General features: G+C 64.4%; 11 protein-coding genes and 1 pseudogene. 7 read left to right on the top strand and 5 right to left on the bottom strand.

Annotation, left to right across the window (positions count from 1 at the left end; all coding sequences use genetic code 11):
- The 3 genes and pseudogenes from RT460_RS14450 to RT460_RS14460 all read right to left on the bottom strand — a co-directional run.
- A pseudogene (locus tag RT460_RS14450) lies at positions 1-268 on the bottom strand (hypothetical protein); the annotation flags it as partial.
- Entirely contained in the window at positions 265-2,082 is a 1,818-nt protein-coding gene (locus tag RT460_RS14455) for a copper resistance system multicopper oxidase (RefSeq protein WP_313319620.1), read from the bottom strand. The gene RT460_RS14455 and the pseudogene RT460_RS14450, both read right to left, overlap by 4 nt.
- A 119-nt stretch (positions 2,083-2,201) precedes the next feature.
- Complete coding sequence (locus tag RT460_RS14460; protein ID WP_313319621.1) at positions 2,202-2,573, bottom strand: CopL family metal-binding regulatory protein; 372 nt, start codon at positions 2,571-2,573, stop codon at positions 2,202-2,204.
- 504 nt (positions 2,574-3,077) lie between these two features.
- Here RT460_RS14460 and RT460_RS14465 point away from each other — a divergent pair.
- The 4 genes from RT460_RS14465 to RT460_RS14480 all read left to right on the top strand — a co-directional run bounded on the left by RT460_RS14465 (position 3,078) and on the right by RT460_RS14480 (position 7,366).
- Positions 3,078-4,199 (top strand): PLP-dependent cysteine synthase family protein, encoded by a 1,122-nt coding sequence (locus RT460_RS14465; protein WP_313319622.1) that lies wholly within the window; start codon positions 3,078-3,080, stop codon positions 4,197-4,199.
- A gap of 34 nt (positions 4,200-4,233) precedes the next feature.
- A complete protein-coding gene (locus RT460_RS14470; RefSeq protein WP_313319623.1) occupies positions 4,234-6,264 on the top strand; it encodes a M3 family metallopeptidase in 2,031 nt (676 codons plus the stop codon).
- Positions 6,261-6,899 carry a histidine phosphatase family protein gene (locus RT460_RS14475; protein WP_313319624.1) on the top strand — a complete coding sequence of 213 codons (639 nt, stop codon included), beginning with the start codon at positions 6,261-6,263 and terminating at the stop codon, positions 6,897-6,899. Before RT460_RS14470 ends, RT460_RS14475 begins: the two co-directional genes overlap by 4 nt.
- Before the next feature lie 89 nt (positions 6,900-6,988).
- Entirely contained in the window at positions 6,989-7,366 is a 378-nt protein-coding gene (locus tag RT460_RS14480) for an SH3 domain-containing protein (RefSeq protein WP_313319625.1), read from the top strand.
- A 149-nt stretch (positions 7,367-7,515) separates the two neighbouring features.
- Here the strand turns inward: RT460_RS14480 and RT460_RS14485 are convergent, their stop codons facing one another.
- Positions 7,516-8,115: a lipocalin family protein gene (locus RT460_RS14485; protein ID WP_313319626.1), complete on the bottom strand. Its 600-nt coding sequence runs from the start codon at positions 8,113-8,115 to the stop codon at positions 7,516-7,518.
- 138 nt (positions 8,116-8,253) lie between these two features.
- Here RT460_RS14485 and RT460_RS14490 point away from each other — a divergent pair, with 138 nt between their 5' ends.
- Both RT460_RS14490 and RT460_RS14495 read left to right on the top strand, forming a co-directional pair.
- Positions 8,254-8,571 (top strand): hypothetical protein, encoded by a 318-nt coding sequence (locus RT460_RS14490; RefSeq protein ID WP_313319627.1) that lies wholly within the window; start codon positions 8,254-8,256, stop codon positions 8,569-8,571.
- 68 nt (positions 8,572-8,639) lie between these two features.
- Positions 8,640-10,739 carry a prolyl oligopeptidase family serine peptidase gene (locus tag RT460_RS14495; RefSeq protein ID WP_313319628.1) on the top strand — a complete coding sequence of 700 codons (2,100 nt, stop codon included), beginning with the start codon at positions 8,640-8,642 and terminating at the stop codon, positions 10,737-10,739.
- 533 nt (positions 10,740-11,272) lie between these two features.
- Here the strand turns inward: RT460_RS14495 and RT460_RS14500 are convergent.
- A complete protein-coding gene (locus RT460_RS14500; protein ID WP_313319629.1) occupies positions 11,273-12,475 on the bottom strand; it encodes a pyridoxal phosphate-dependent aminotransferase in 1,203 nt (400 codons plus the stop codon).
- 105 nt (positions 12,476-12,580) lie between these two features.
- Between RT460_RS14500 and RT460_RS14505 the strand changes: the two genes are divergently transcribed.
- A partial coding sequence (locus tag RT460_RS14505; protein WP_313319630.1) for a S9 family peptidase occupies positions 12,581-14,035 on the top strand: 1,455 nt, incomplete at its 3' end.

Below are 14,035 nucleotides of genomic sequence, written 5' to 3' on the forward strand. Positions count from 1 at the left end.
TGGAGTGATCCTCTGTCTTTGGCATGGCATGACCGGCGTGCGGATCGGCTGCCGCGCCGTGGTTGGAATGATCTTCCACCTTCGGCATGGAATGCCCTGCATGCGGATCGGCCGCCTTGGCCTTGGGCATGGTGTGCCCGGCATGTGGATCCACTGCCGGCTTGGCTTCGGCGTCGTGCCCCGCGTGGCCTGCATGCAGATCCTGCGCGAATGCGCTGCCACTGGCGGTCAATGCAATGAACAGCAGGGAGTGAGAGAAGGTCTTCATGCGTCGATCCTCACTTCGCGCATCATGCCCGCTTCCATGTGGTACAGCAGATGGCAGTGGAAGGCCCAGCGGCCCAAGGCGTCCGCGCGCACGCGGTAGCTGCGGCGGGTGCCCGGTGGCATGTCGATGGTGTGCTTGCGCAGCTGGAATTCGCCATCGGCGTTTTCCAGGTCACTCCACACGCCGTGCAGGTGGATCGGGTGCTGCATCATGGTGTCGTTGACCAGCACGATGCGCATGCGCTCGCCGTAGTTCAGGCGGATCGGCTCGGCACCGGCAAACGGAATGCCGTCGAAATTCCAGGCGAACTTTTCCATATGACCGGTGAGATGCAGTTCGATTTCGCGGCCGGGCTCGCGCCCATCCGGGTCCTCGAACAAGGACCGCATCGCGCCATAGGTGAGTACCTTGCGGCCGTTGTCGCGCAGGCCGATGCCGGGGTCGTCCAGCTTGGGCTCGGTGGCCGAGGTCTGCATGTCGATCAACGGATTGCCGGCTTCGCTGGGCTTGTGCTTGGGCGACTTGTCGCCAGCCGCCGCGCCGTGCCCGGCATGTGCATCGTGGCCCATCGCGGCGCCACAGCCGCCTTCCATGCCCTTGGCGCCCATGTTGGCACCGCAACCGCCTTCCATGCCGGCGTGGTCGCCATGGCTGCCCATGTCGTGGCCCATGTCGCTCATGGTCAGCAGCGGGCGCGGATCGATCTGCGGAATCGGCGCCTGCAGGCCCTGGCGCGTGGCCAGGGTGCCGCAGGCATAGCCGGTGCGGCCCATGTCCTGGGCGAACAGGGTGAAGGCATCCTGGCCGGTGGGTTCGACGATCACGTCGAAGGTTTCGGCCGGGGCGATGCGGAACTCGTCGATGCTGACCGGGTGGATGTACTGGCCGTCGGCGGCCACCACGGTCATCTTCAGGCCGGGGATGCGGATATCGAAGTAGGTCATCGAAGCGCCGTTGATGAAGCGCAGAAGTACCTTTTCGCCACTGCGGAACAGCCCGGTCCAGTTGCCGGCTGGTGCGGTGCCGTTGATCAGGTACGTATACGTGTGGGCATTGATGTCGGAGATATCGGAGGGCGTCATCCGCATCCGGCCCCACATGCCACGATCGCTGAGTGTCTCGCGCAGGCCGTCCTTGCGTGCATCACGCATGAAGTCACCGACCGTGCGCTGGTAGGTGTTGTCATGCATCGGCATCTTCTTCATGCGCCGGAACAGCGCAGTCGGATCCATGTCGGTCCAGTCCGAGAGCATGACCACGTGCTCGCGGTCGAAGTGGTACGGCGGCGGTGCCAGCGGGTCGACGATCAGCGCGCCGTACAGGCCGGCCTGTTCCTGGAACATCGAATGGCTGTGGTACCAGTACGTGCCCGACTGCTTGAGCTGGAAGCGGTACTGGTAGGCCTCGCCCGGCGCGATGCCGTTGAAGCTCAAGCCCGGCACACCATCCATGTTGGCCGGCAGCAGGATGCCGTGCCAGTGGATGGAGGTCATTTCGTCGCTGAGCGTATTGGCCACGCGCAGGTTGACCGTATCGCCCTCACGCAGGCGCAGGATCGGCGCCGGCAAGGAACCATTTACGGTGATGGCAGGGCGGGTGCGGCCGGTGAAATTGACTGCCGAGCGGCCAATCGCAAGGCTCAGCTCGGTACCGCGCAGTTCAACCGGCGGCACGGCCATGGCGCTGCTGGCGGCGAAGGCCTGTGGAATGCGGGCCAGGCCGGCACCGGCAACCACGCCGCCGATGGCCAGGCCCTGCACGAAACGACGTCGCGACAGCGCCGAGCGCGGGTCGGAGAGAAAATCAGATGACATGTGGAACTCCCGGTCATGCAGCCGCATCACGATGCGGTGCTGCATGTCCTGAACAGATCAAGGGTGCGCCAGGGCGAACGCCACGGCACAAGTATCTGCAGGGCGCACAGGCGCCGGCTTCAGGCGATGGGAGGGCGGTTGAGCTGGCCTGGGGCCACGTCGTCGCGGGAGGGTAGTGCTGGCATTGGCGCCAAGGCGTGACGCATGGGTGCAAGCCGCGTCATCGCGACGCTGGGCAGCATGTTGCAATGCTGTTTGCAGTCGCAGCTGTCACCGCTGGCGCAGGGCGAGGCTGCCTTGTCGGCGTCGCCGCTGTCGCATTGCAGGTTTGCTTCTTCCTGGTGGCAACAGTCGTGTGTGCTGTCGCCGCCTTCCATTGTCATCGCCATCGCCTGCATCGGCATGGCCATCGCCGTTGCAGACCACACCGAACCGACCGCACCAGCGATCAGGGTCAGGCACAGCAGCAGGGGCAGCAGGATGCGCGGCACGGGCTTTGCGGTTGGAAGCGAGGCTGAACCATAACACTCCCGGGTACGGCGGGGCTGAACGCCGAGGCAAAACCGGGGTCAGAGTCGGGTTCCGGCCTTTGGTTGGGGCCCATCAGCAAAATTTCGGATCGTCATTCCCGCCTTCGCGGGAATGACGGCAGAGGGGCTAGGTCGGAGCTTTAGGTGGAGCCAGAGCCGGGGCCGGAGCCGGAGCCGGAGCAAGTGCAAGTGCGAGTGCAAGAGCGATTCCCGCCTTCGCGGGAATGACGGCAGAGGGGCTAGGTCGGAGCTTTAGGTGGAGCCAGAGCCGGGGCCGGAGCCGGAGCCGGAGCAAGTGCAAGTGCGAGTGCAAGAGCGATTCCCGCCTTCGCGGGAATGACGGCGGAAGGGCAAAGCCACAGCCACAGCCACAGCCACAGCCAGATCCCCAGCCGCTGGTCCCGTCCCCCCGAAACCCAAGGCAAGTAGAATCCACTCCAGCATTCACCAATGAAGTGGCGATCCATGTCCCAGCGTGATTGGGTGGCGGCGGCCATCCGCAAGATTGAAGCCGACTACAACCGCTCGGCCGATACCCATCTGATCCCCATTGATCTGCCCGGCTTTCCTGGCATCGATGTGTATCTCAAGGATGAATCCAGCCATCCGACCGGCAGCCTCAAGCACCGTCTGGCGCGCTCGCTGTTCCTTTATGCCTTGGCCAATGGCTGGTTGCGTGAAGGGTGCCCGGTAATCGAGGCTTCCAGCGGCTCTACCGCCGTGTCCGAGGCCTATTTCGCCCGCCTGCTTGGCCTGCCGTTCATCGCGGTGATCCCGGTCACCACCTCGCCGGAAAAGATTGCCGCGATCGAGTTCCATGGCGGCCGCTGTCATCTGGTGCAGCGCGCCTGCGACCTGAACTGCGAATCCGAACGGCTGGCGCGCGAAACCGGCGGCCACTTCATGGACCAGTTCACCTATGCCGAGCGCGCCACCGACTGGCGCGCCAACAACAACATCGCCGAGTCGATCTTCAAGCAGATGGCCGAAGAACCGCATCCGGTGCCGGAATGGATCGTCTGCAGCCCCGGCACCGGCGGTACCGCCGCCACCTTGGGGCGTTATGTCAGCTACCGTCGCCACGACACCCGCATTCTGTGCGCGGACCCTGAAGTTTCGATCTTCTACGACGGCTACGTTGCCGCCCTGGAAGGACGGGACTGGCGTGGTTTGACCTGCGAAGGTGGCTCGCGCGTGGAAGGCATCGGCCGACCGCGGGTGGAGCGCAGCTTCATTCCTACCTGCGTCGATGCCATGGTCAAGGTCAGCGATGCGCTGAGCCTGGCCGCCATGCGCCATGTCAGCACTACCCTTGGCCGTCGCGTTGGTGGCTCCACCGGCACGAATTTCATCGGTGTGTTGTACGCCGCCCAGCAGATGCGCGATGCCGGCCGCGATGGCTCCATCGTTACCATCCTGTGCGACGCCGGCGAGCGCTACGCGCATAGCTACTACGACCCGGCCTGGTATGAACGGCAGGGCATCGACGTGGCCGGTGCCGACGCCGCGGTGGCTGCTGCCGTCGCCGGGCAGGGCATGCAAGCCCTGCCTTGTGCCTGGCTGGAAGCGTCGCCATATCAAGGTTGATACCGGCGCTGCCGGACCTGTTTGAAGGATTGCCGTGAACACCACCAACCCCCTGCTCGATTTCTCCGGCCTGCCGCGTTTTGACGCGATCCGTGCCGAACACATCACCCCGGCCATCGACGCGCTGCTGGCCGACGCCGAAGCCGCGGTAAAGGCCGCAGAAACCGTAACGCCGGTGAGCTGGGACAATTTCGTGGTGCCGTTGGAGGATGCCAGCGAGCGCCTGTCCCGTGCCTGGGGCCAGGTGTCGCATCTGCAGGCGGTGGTCAACACACCGGAGCTGCGCGAGGCCTACAACGCCAATCTTCCCAAGATCAGCCGCTTCGGCAGCGCGGTCGCGCAGAACCCGGCCTTGTACGCGCAGTACAAGGCGTTGGCAGCTGCGCCGGACACAGCGGCTTACGACCCGGCGCGGGCCAAGGCGCTGGACAACGCATTGCGTGATTTCCGCCTGGGCGGCGCCGAGCTGGACGATGCCGGCAAGGCCCGTTTTGCCGAACTACAGGAAGAGCTGTCCGGCCTGCAGGCAAAGTTTTCGCAGAACGTGCTGGATGCCACCGATGCCTTCGCGTTGTACGTAGAGGACGAGGCCGAGCTGGCCGGGCTGCCTGCGGACGTCGTCGGCGCCGCCCGCGCTGCCGCGCAGAAGGATCAGCGCAGTGGTTACAAGCTGAGCTTGCAGATGCCGTGCTACCTGCCGGTGCAGACCTACGCCGACAACCGCGCGCTGCGCGAGCAGCTGTACCACGCCCACGCCGTGCGTGCGTCCGAATTTGGCGACGCCACGCTGGACAACAGTGGCAACATCGACCGCATCCTCGCGGTACGCGCCGAATTGGCGGCGCTGCTGGGTTTCGCCAACTACGCCGAATACTCCATCGCCACCAAGATGGCTGCCGATGCACCGCAGGTGCTGGGCTTCCTGCGCGATCTCGCCGCGCGTGCCAAACCCTATGCGCAGCGCGACCGTGCCGAGTTGGAGGCCTTTGCGCGTGACGAGCTGAACCTGGAACAGCTGCAGGCCTGGGATCTGGCCTACGTTGCCGAGAAGCTCAAGCAGGCCCGCTACAGCTACTCCGAGCAGGAAGTGAAGCAATACTTCACCGAGCCCAAGGTGTTGGCCGGGCTGTTCGGCGTGATCCAGCGCCTGTATGGATTGAAAGTGGAAGCGGACAGTGCGCCGGTGTGGCATGAGGATGTGCGCTTCTATCGTCTCGTCGATGCCGATGGCGCGTTGGTTGGACAGTTCTACATGGACCTGTACGCACGCGAGGGCAAGCGTGGTGGCGCGTGGATGGATGATTGCCGCAACCGGCGTGTCACCGCGACGGGCGTGCAGACGCCGCTGGTCTACCTGGTCTGCAATTTCGGCCGGGGTAGCGAGGGCAAGCCGGCGACCTTCAGCCATGACGAGGTCACCACCATCTTCCATGAGATGGGCCACGGCCTGCACCAGTTGCTGACCCGCATCGGCGAGCTGTCCGTTGCCGGCATCAATGGTGTGGAATGGGATGCAGTGGAGCTGCCCAGCCAGTTCATGGAGAACTTCTGCTGGGAGTGGCCGCAGGTGGAAGCCATGACGGCCCACGTCAGTACCGGCCAGCCGCTGCCGCGAGCGTTGTTCGACAAGATGCTGGCCGCAAAGAACTTCCAGAGTGGCATGTTCACCGTGCGCCAGTTGGAGTTCGGCCTGTTCGACATGTTGCTGCACAGCCAGTATCAACCGCAGCAGGAAAGTGTGCTGCAACTGTTGGAGCGTGTACGCGGCGAGGTGGCAGTGAATTTCCCGCCGGCCTTCAATCGCTTCGCCAACCAGTTCAGCCATATTTTTGCCGGGGGTTATGCGGCCGGCTACTACAGCTACAAGTGGGCCGAGGTGCTTAGCGCCGATGCCTATGGCGCGTTCGAGGAAGCGCCGGAAGCGGTGGCTGAAACCGGTGCGCGCTTCCGTGCCGAAGTGTTGTCGCGCGGCGGCAGCCGCAGTGCTGCGGAGAACTTCCGTGCCTTCCGTGGCCGTGACCCGCAGATCGATGCCCTGTTGCGGCATAGCGGCATGGCTGCATGAGTTCAGTGCGGACGCTGTACTTCGTCCGCCACGGCCAGAGCCTGGCCAATGCAGGCGCCATTGCAATGCCGGATGCGGACATCCCGCTGACGGCACTGGGCCAGCAGCAGGTGCAGATGCTGCTGGCGCGCTGGCCGCTGCGGCCGGCGCGGTTGTACAGCTCGCAGATGGTGCGGGCCCGCCAGACAGCAGCGGTACTGGCCCAGCATCATGGCCAGCAGGTCCAGGTGCTGGCCGAACTGGACGAGTTCAGCTATCTGGCTTACAGCACGGTCGCTGGCCTGCCGCGTGAGCAGGTGACAGCGCTGGCCCAGGCCTACTGGGACCGGGCGGACCTTGCGTATCGTGATGGGGCCGGCGCGGACAGTTTTCTGGATTTCCTGGCGCGGGTGGATGCCTTGTTGTCGCGTCTGCCGGAATTTGACGACGGCAGCGTGTTCGTCGGTCATGGCATCTGGCTGGGGCTGCTGGCCTGGCGCCTGCGTGGCCAGACGGTTGCCAGTGCGGACGACATGCGGGGCTTTCGCCAGTTCCAGACCGCCATGGCCATGCCCAATACTGCCGTCTACCGGTTGGATATCGCGGGTAGCGGCGCTGCGCGGCGGTTGTCGATGTTCGAATTCGACCTGATCTGAACAGGGGCGGGGCAGGGACGGGTTGGGTTCAAGCAAGTCGTGGCAAACTGCCGCCCTCATCTGACCGCAACGGTCCCACCGCGTTCCCCATGAACAGGTTTTTCAAGCCCAGCCAGGGCACGCCCCGTCTGTTTCTGCGTATTGCTGCCTCGGCGGCGATCATCGGCGTGGTCATGTGGTTCCAGCCACGCATAAACGAACCTGCGGCGCAGGTCAGCAACGGGCTCAATCTGCGCAGTGCGCCAGACCAGCGTGCCGAACGCCTGGCAGTACTGCCGGTCGGCACCACGGTCGAAGTGCAGCGCTGTCTGGATGACATGCAATGGTGCAACGTGCGCGCCGAAGGCCGCAGCGGCTGGGTATCGGCGGATTACCTGATCGCACGCAGCGACGGCAGGCGGGTGCGCGTGGCCGAGGCCGGCAAGCAGATGGGCGTGGTGATCGAAACGGCAAAGCCGGGCGGTTGATCCCCGATTGCGGGATTTCAGCTAGTGCCGAGCCATGCTCGGCTGGGGCTTTTCCGGTAAGGCGTCTGCCGAGCATGGCTCGGCACTACAGACTGTTGGTTGTCCCGGTAAGGCTTTTGCCGAGCATGGCTCGGCACTACCTGCGTTGCTTATTTCTTTTTGGGTACTTCAAAGCCCAGCTTGTCCACCTGCTCCGGGTGCTGCGGCACGCGCTTGAGTTTGTCGGTGTTGACGTCGTACTTGTCGCGCAGGCGGGTCGCCAGCTGGCGGTACAACGTGTTGTCCATGTCCGGCTGGCGGGCAAAGATCCAGGCCATCTCGCGGCCGGGGTAGCCGATCAATGCCCAGGAGTAATCCGGCGCCACTTCCAGCACCCGCGAGCGGGTCGGTACGACTTTGTAGAACCATGTGCGCCAGCGCCGGTTGCCGCTTTCCTCATCGACCGAGGCGCGGATGTCGATTTCATCTTCCGGCTCACCGAAACCCTCGCGGAACTGGTAGCGGATGGCGACCTTGTTGTCGTCCTGCAGGGTGTAGGTGTTGACGCTGGCTACATGGCCGCGTTCGATGAAATTCGGCACGCGGCCAATCACGTACCAGCGGCCCATGAAGCGTTCCAGGTCGATCGGACCCTCGGCGATTCCTTCCGTGGGCGTGGCAGCCGGCGCGGTGTCCTGGGCGAGGGCGGTAGCCGCCGGCAGGGTGAGGCCCAACAGCAGGGCGGACAGAAAGACAGGAATCAGTCGCATTACGGGGTAGGTCGCCTGGGTAGGTGATGGCAAGCATGTTCGACGGCCAGCGATGGGCGCGTCAATGGCAGGTCGCAGTCTGTGAGATGGCCGCCGCCGAGGATGCACTCCACCACAGGAATGTTGCCGGAGAACGTCATGGCCCAGCTGCACGCATCGTCATCCCGTCGTAACGAACACGAAGCCCCCGATCCGCGTGTGTTGCGGTGCGTCAGGCAGGCGGCACTGGCAGGGCTGGCGCTGGTCTTGGTGTGGCCGGCCGCGCGTGGGCACAGCCAGTGGATCGGCTGGTTGCCGCTGTGGTTGCTCGGCATGCCGCTGAGCGCCTGGTGGGCCTTGTACCGCTTCCGCCTGCCGACCTTCTGGCGCCAGCGCAAGGCCGCCCCGCGCCGCCGCGGACCGCAGGCCAAGCGCTCGCGCCGCCCGGCCCGCACACGCTGGTCGCAGGTAGCCTGACCTTCGACACGTGGGGGCGGGGCAGGGGCTGTGCTAGCGTTCCCGGCCTATGACCGCATGGAGCCAACATGTCCCGACTTACCTCTGCCTGCCTGGTTGCAGGCCTGCTTTCCACCAGCCTGGCCGGTACCGCCATGGCCGCTGACGAATCCCAGGACAAGTACGCCTGGCTGGAAGACGTTACCGGCGACAAGCAGCTGGCCTGGGTAAAGGAGCAGAACGCCAAGTCCGAGGGCCGCCTGGCGGTAACGCCGGAGTTCAAGGCGATGGAAGCCGGTATCCGCGAGGTGCTGGATTCGGACGCCAAGATCCCGGGCGTGGAGAAGATCGGCGACTACTACTACAACTTCTGGAAGGACAAGCAGCACGAGCGCGGCGTATGGCGTCGTACCACGCTGGTGGAGTACCGCAAGGCCGAGCCGCTGTGGGAAACCGTGCTGGACCTGGATGCGCTGAACAAGGCAGAGGGTGAGAACTGGGTATGGCACGGCGCCAACTGCCTGCGCCCGGAATACAACCGCTGCCTGATCGCGCTGTCGCGCGGCGGCGCCGATGCCGATGTCACCCGCGAGTTCGACATCTCCAGCAAGGATTGGATCAAGGACGGTTTCTTCCGCGCCGAGGCCAAGGGCGGGCTGGGCTGGATCGATCAGGACAACGTCTTCGTCTACACCGACTTCGGGCCGGGCTCGATGACCACCTCCGGCTATCCGCGCGTGGTCAAGCGCTGGCAGCGCGGTACCCCGATCACCGCCGCCACCACGGTGTACGAAGGCAAGCCGGAAGACATGTACATCGCGGCGATGCACGATGACACGCCGGGCTTCGAGCGCAACTTCGTCAGCCGCACCATTGCCTTCTACAACAACGAGCTGTTCCTGATCGGCGCCGATGGCAAGTTGACCAAGGTCGACGCACCCAATTCGGCCGAGAAGGGCGTGCGCCGCGAATGGCTGACCCTGGAACTGCGTGAGCCGTGGACCGTGGGTGGCAAGACCTATACCGCCGGCTCGCTGCTGGCAACGAAGTTTGATGACTTCATGGCGGGCAAGCGCGAGTTCGACGTGCTGTTTGCCCCCACCGACACCACCTCGCTGGCCGGCACCACCTGGACCAAGTCGCACGTGGTGTTGAACGTGCTGGACGACGTCAAAAATCGCCTGAAAGTACTGACCCACGGCAAGGATGGCTGGGTGAGCAGCGATTTCACCGGTGCACCGGCTTTCGGCACGATTGGTGTCGGTGCGGTGGATTCGGACGAAAGCGACGCGGTGTGGATGACCGTCACCGACTACCTGACCCCGACCACGCTTGCCCTGGCCGACATCGGGCAGCAGCCGGAAGTGCTCAAGACCATGCCGGCGTTCTTCGACGCCAGCGACAAGGTGATCGAGCAGCACTTTGCCACCAGCAAGGACGGCACCCGCGTGCCTTACTTCGTGGTCCACGACAAGGCGATGAAGCTGGACGGTTCCAACCCGACCCTGCTGTACGGCTACGGCGGCTTTGAAATCTCGCTGACCCCGGGGTATTCCGGCGGCATGGGCCGTGCCTGGTTGGACAAGGGCGGCGTCTATGTGGTGGCCAACATCCGTGGCGGTGGCGAGTACGGCCCGCGCTGGCACCAGGCCGCGCTGAAGCAGAACCGTCACAAGGCATATGAGGACATGGCCGCGGTGGCGCAGGATCTGGTCACTCGCAACATCACCTCGGCCAAGCACCTGGGCGTGCAGGGTGGCAGCAACGGCGGTCTGCTGACCGGCAACATGCTGACCCAGTACCCGGAGCTGTTTGGCGCGGTGGTGGTGCAGGTTCCGCTGCTGGACATGAAGCGCTACAGCCACCTGTTGGCCGGCGCCTCGTGGATGGCCGAGTACGGCAACCCGGATACGGCCGATTGGGAATTCATCAAGACCTTCTCGCCGTACCACCTGTTCGACCCGGCCAAGAACTACCCGCCGGTGCTGTTCACCACCTCCACCCGCGATGACCGCGTCCACCCGGGCCACGCCCGCAAGATGGCGGCCAAGATGATCGACGCCGGCAAGGACGTGACCTACTACGAGAACATCGAAGGCGGCCATGGTGGTGCGGCAAACAATGCGCAGGCCGCGCATATGTCGGCACTGGCTTACAGTTTCCTGTGGGAGCAGCTGAGCAAGAAGTGAGGATTGGTTTGACGTGATGTCTGCTTTGAGTTGATGCAAAACAAACGCCACCGAAAGGTGGCGTTTGTTTTTTGCTTAAGTCCCTCGCTTCTGCTTAAGCCCTTCGCTTCTGCTTAAGCCCCTCTCCCCTTGCGGGAGAGGGGTTGGGGAGAGGGGGCGGCGGAGCCCTGATGGTGAATTGCCGAAGGTAGCTCCAAGGCTCCAAAGCTCCAACGCTCAAAAGCTCAAAAGCTCAAAAGCTCAAAAGCTCAAAAGCTCAAAAGCTCAAAAGCGTCCCCCCATCCGCCCTCCGGGCACCTTCCCCCGCAAGCGGGAGAAGGGAATAGCCAAAGCCAAAGCCAAAGCCAAAGCACTCCTCCCCACCCCTCCCCTTCGCCTGCGGCAAAAGGGAGGGCGCTGCAGGCCAAGCGGTTGCCGAGCCGGGCTTGCTGCTCGCGCCGTTGCTTTGGCCCCCTCCCTTTCGCCGCAGGCGAAGGGGAGGGGTGGGGAGGGGTGCTTTTAGCTTTTAGACCTTAGCTTTTAGCTTCTCGCCTTTAGCTCTCAGCCCGCAGCCGCCACCGCTCCAACCCCTGCCCAATCCGCGCCACAGCCTCCTGCAATCGCCCAACATCCTGCGTATACGCGATCCGCACATGCTGGTTGGCTCGGTAGTTGCCAAAATCCAGGCCGGGCGTAAACGCCACATGCTCGGTCTCCAGAAAGTGAGCACAGAACGCCTGCGCATCATCGGTGAACGCGCTCACATCGCAGTACAGATAGAACGCACCCTGCGGCTCCACATCAATGCGGAAGCCCAGCTCGCGCAAGGCCGGTAACAGATAATCCCGCCGCTGCCGGAACTGCTCACGGCGCTGCTCGAAGATCGCAATCGTGTCCGGCTCAAAACATGCCAAGGCAGCATGCTGCGCCATCGATGGCGCGCTGATGTACAGGTTCTGCGCCAGCTTCTCCAACTCCGGCACAGCACGCGGCGGTGCCACCAGCCAGCCCAGGCGCCAGCCGGTCATGCCGAAATACTTGGAAAAGCTGTTCAACACGAAGGCTTCGTCATCCACTTCCAGTACGCTGGGCGCTTCAAAGCCATAGGTCAGCCCGTGGTAGATCTCATCCACCACCAGATGCCCGCCGCGCTCCTTCGACGCCGTCGACAGGCCAGCCAACTGCCCCGCATCCAGCGTGGTGCCGGTCGGGTTGGCGGGTGAGGCCACCAAGGCCCCGACGCTGGCGGTATTCCAATTGGCCGCAATCGATTCGGGGGTGAGCTGATAGCCACTGTCCGGCCCCACCGGCACCAGCTGTGCCGCACCTTCCACCAAGCGCAGGAAATGGCGGTTGCAGGGGTAGCCGGGGTCGGCCAATAGCCAGTGCTTGTCTGGATCCACCAGCAGGCTGGAGGCCAGCAACAGCGCACCCGAGCCGCCCGGGGTCACCAGGATGCGCTCGGGGTCGATGTCCAGGCCGTAGCGCTGGCCGTAGAAGCCGGCGATGGCCTGGCGCAGGGCGGGCAGGCCGCGCGCGGCGGTGTAGCGGGTGTGGCCGGCGGCCAAGGCGGCCTGGCCGGCGCGGATGATGGGCTCGGCGGTAGTGAAATCCGGCTCGCCAATCTCCAGGTGGATCACGTCGTGGCCGGCCTGTTCCAACGCATTGGCGCGTGCCAGCAGCGACATGACGTGGAATGGCGCGATCTCCTGGCTGCGGCGGCTGTAGGGGCTTTGCGGGGTATGGGGCGTGTTCATCGCAGCATCATAGGCGCCGGTGATGGCCACGGGGCAAGGGCCGGGCATGGCACACTGTGGCCCGCTGCACTGGATGCACCGCCCTGACTGCCGGAGCGCACACTGATGAAAACCCCTCTTTGCCTGTTGGTTGCAAGCCTGATGATCACTACCGCCGCCGCTTCTTCACTGCCCACCCCACCGGACGTCGAGAAGCGCCCGCACACGGTCAGCGCACCGTTCGGCGCACAGCGCGAGGACGACTACTACTGGCTGCGCGACGACGAGCGCAAGGAGCCGGCGATGCTGGCCTACCTCAACGCCGAGAACGCCTACACCGACGCCCTGATGGCGCCGCTCAAGCCGTTGCAGGACAAGCTCTACGCCGAGATCGTCGGCCGCATCAAGCAGGACGACGCCAGCGTGCCCTACCGCGAGCGCGGCTACTGGTATTACACCCGCTACGAGACCGGCAAGGACTACCCCATCCATGCCCGCCGCAAGGGCGACATGCAGGCACCGGAAGAGGTGCTGCTGGATATCAACACGCTGGCCGAAGGCAAGGGCTACTACGCCGTCAGCGACATGGACATCAGCCGCGACAACCGCCTGCTGGCGTATGCCGAAGATGGCGTTGGCCGTCGCCAGTACACCATCCGCTTCAAGGATCTGGAAACCGGCAAGCTGTTCGACGACGTGATTGAAGGCGTGTCGGCCAACGTGGTGTGGGCCGATGACAACCGCACCCTGTTCTATGTCGAGAACGATCCGGAAACCCTGCTCACCGTGCGCGTCAAGAAGCACGTGCTGGGCACCCCGGCCAGCGCCGACGAGCTGGTCTACGAGGAGAAGGACGACAGCTTCTACATGGGCATCGGCCGTACCCGCGACGACCGCTACATCACCATCGAGCTGGACAGCACCGTGTCCTCCGAGTTGCGCTACACCTCGGCCGCCAACCCCGGTGCGTTCACCGTACTGGCGCCGCGTGAGCGCGACGTGGAATACGGCGCTGACCATTACAACGGCCAGTGGGTGATCCGCACCAACGCCGATGGCGCCACCAACTTCAAGCTGGTCACCGCACCGGAAGATGCCACCAGCCGTACGCAGTGGAAGGACTGGGTGAAGCACGACCCGCAGGTCTTGATCGAAGGCTTCGAGCTGTTCGAGGGCTACACCGCCATCGCCGAGCGCGCCGAAGCGCTGGAGCGCGTGCGCCTGCTGTTCGCCGATGGCCGCAGTGAGTTCGTCAAGGCCGACGAGCCGGCCTATTCGATGGGCCTGTCGGTCAATGCCGAACCGGACACCGAATGGCTGCGTTACAGCTACACCTCGCTGACTACCCCGGCCACCACCTACGAGCTCAACGTCAAGACCGGCGAGCGCCGCCAGCTCAAGCAGCAGCCGGTGATCGGCTACGACCCGAGCAAGTATGAAACCGAGCGTGTGTGGGTCACCGCCCGTGATGGCGCCCGCATCCCGGTGTCGGTGGTGTACAGGAAGGGCTTCAAGAAGGATGGCACCGCCGCCCTGTACCAGTACGCCTACGGCAGCTACGGCATGTCGATGGACCCGGGC

Origin of the sequence: Stenotrophomonas sp. (genome assembly GCF_032061965.1) — a bacterium.
Taxonomy (GTDB): Bacteria; Pseudomonadota; Gammaproteobacteria; order Xanthomonadales; family Xanthomonadaceae; genus Stenotrophomonas.

What these genes read in the sequence shown, in the direction of transcription:
- RT460_RS14500 (WP_313319629.1), bottom strand. Translation starts at nt 12,475, where the DNA reads ATGAACACGCCCCATACCCCGCAAAGCCCCTACAGCCGCCGCAGCCAG.
- RT460_RS14480 (WP_313319625.1), top strand. Translation starts at nt 6,989, where the DNA reads ATGAACAGGTTTTTCAAGCCCAGCCAGGGCACGCCCCGTCTGTTTCTG.
- RT460_RS14495 (WP_313319628.1), top strand. Translation starts at nt 8,640, where the DNA reads ATGTCCCGACTTACCTCTGCCTGCCTGGTTGCAGGCCTGCTTTCCACC.
- RT460_RS14465 (WP_313319622.1), top strand. Translation starts at nt 3,078, where the DNA reads ATGTCCCAGCGTGATTGGGTGGCGGCGGCCATCCGCAAGATTGAAGCC.
- RT460_RS14475 (WP_313319624.1), top strand. Translation starts at nt 6,261, where the DNA reads ATGAGTTCAGTGCGGACGCTGTACTTCGTCCGCCACGGCCAGAGCCTG.
- RT460_RS14485 (WP_313319626.1), bottom strand. Translation starts at nt 8,115, where the DNA reads ATGCGACTGATTCCTGTCTTTCTGTCCGCCCTGCTGTTGGGCCTCACC.
- RT460_RS14455 (WP_313319620.1), bottom strand. Translation starts at nt 2,082, where the DNA reads ATGTCATCTGATTTTCTCTCCGACCCGCGCTCGGCGCTGTCGCGACGT.
- RT460_RS14490 (WP_313319627.1), top strand. Translation starts at nt 8,254, where the DNA reads ATGGCCCAGCTGCACGCATCGTCATCCCGTCGTAACGAACACGAAGCC.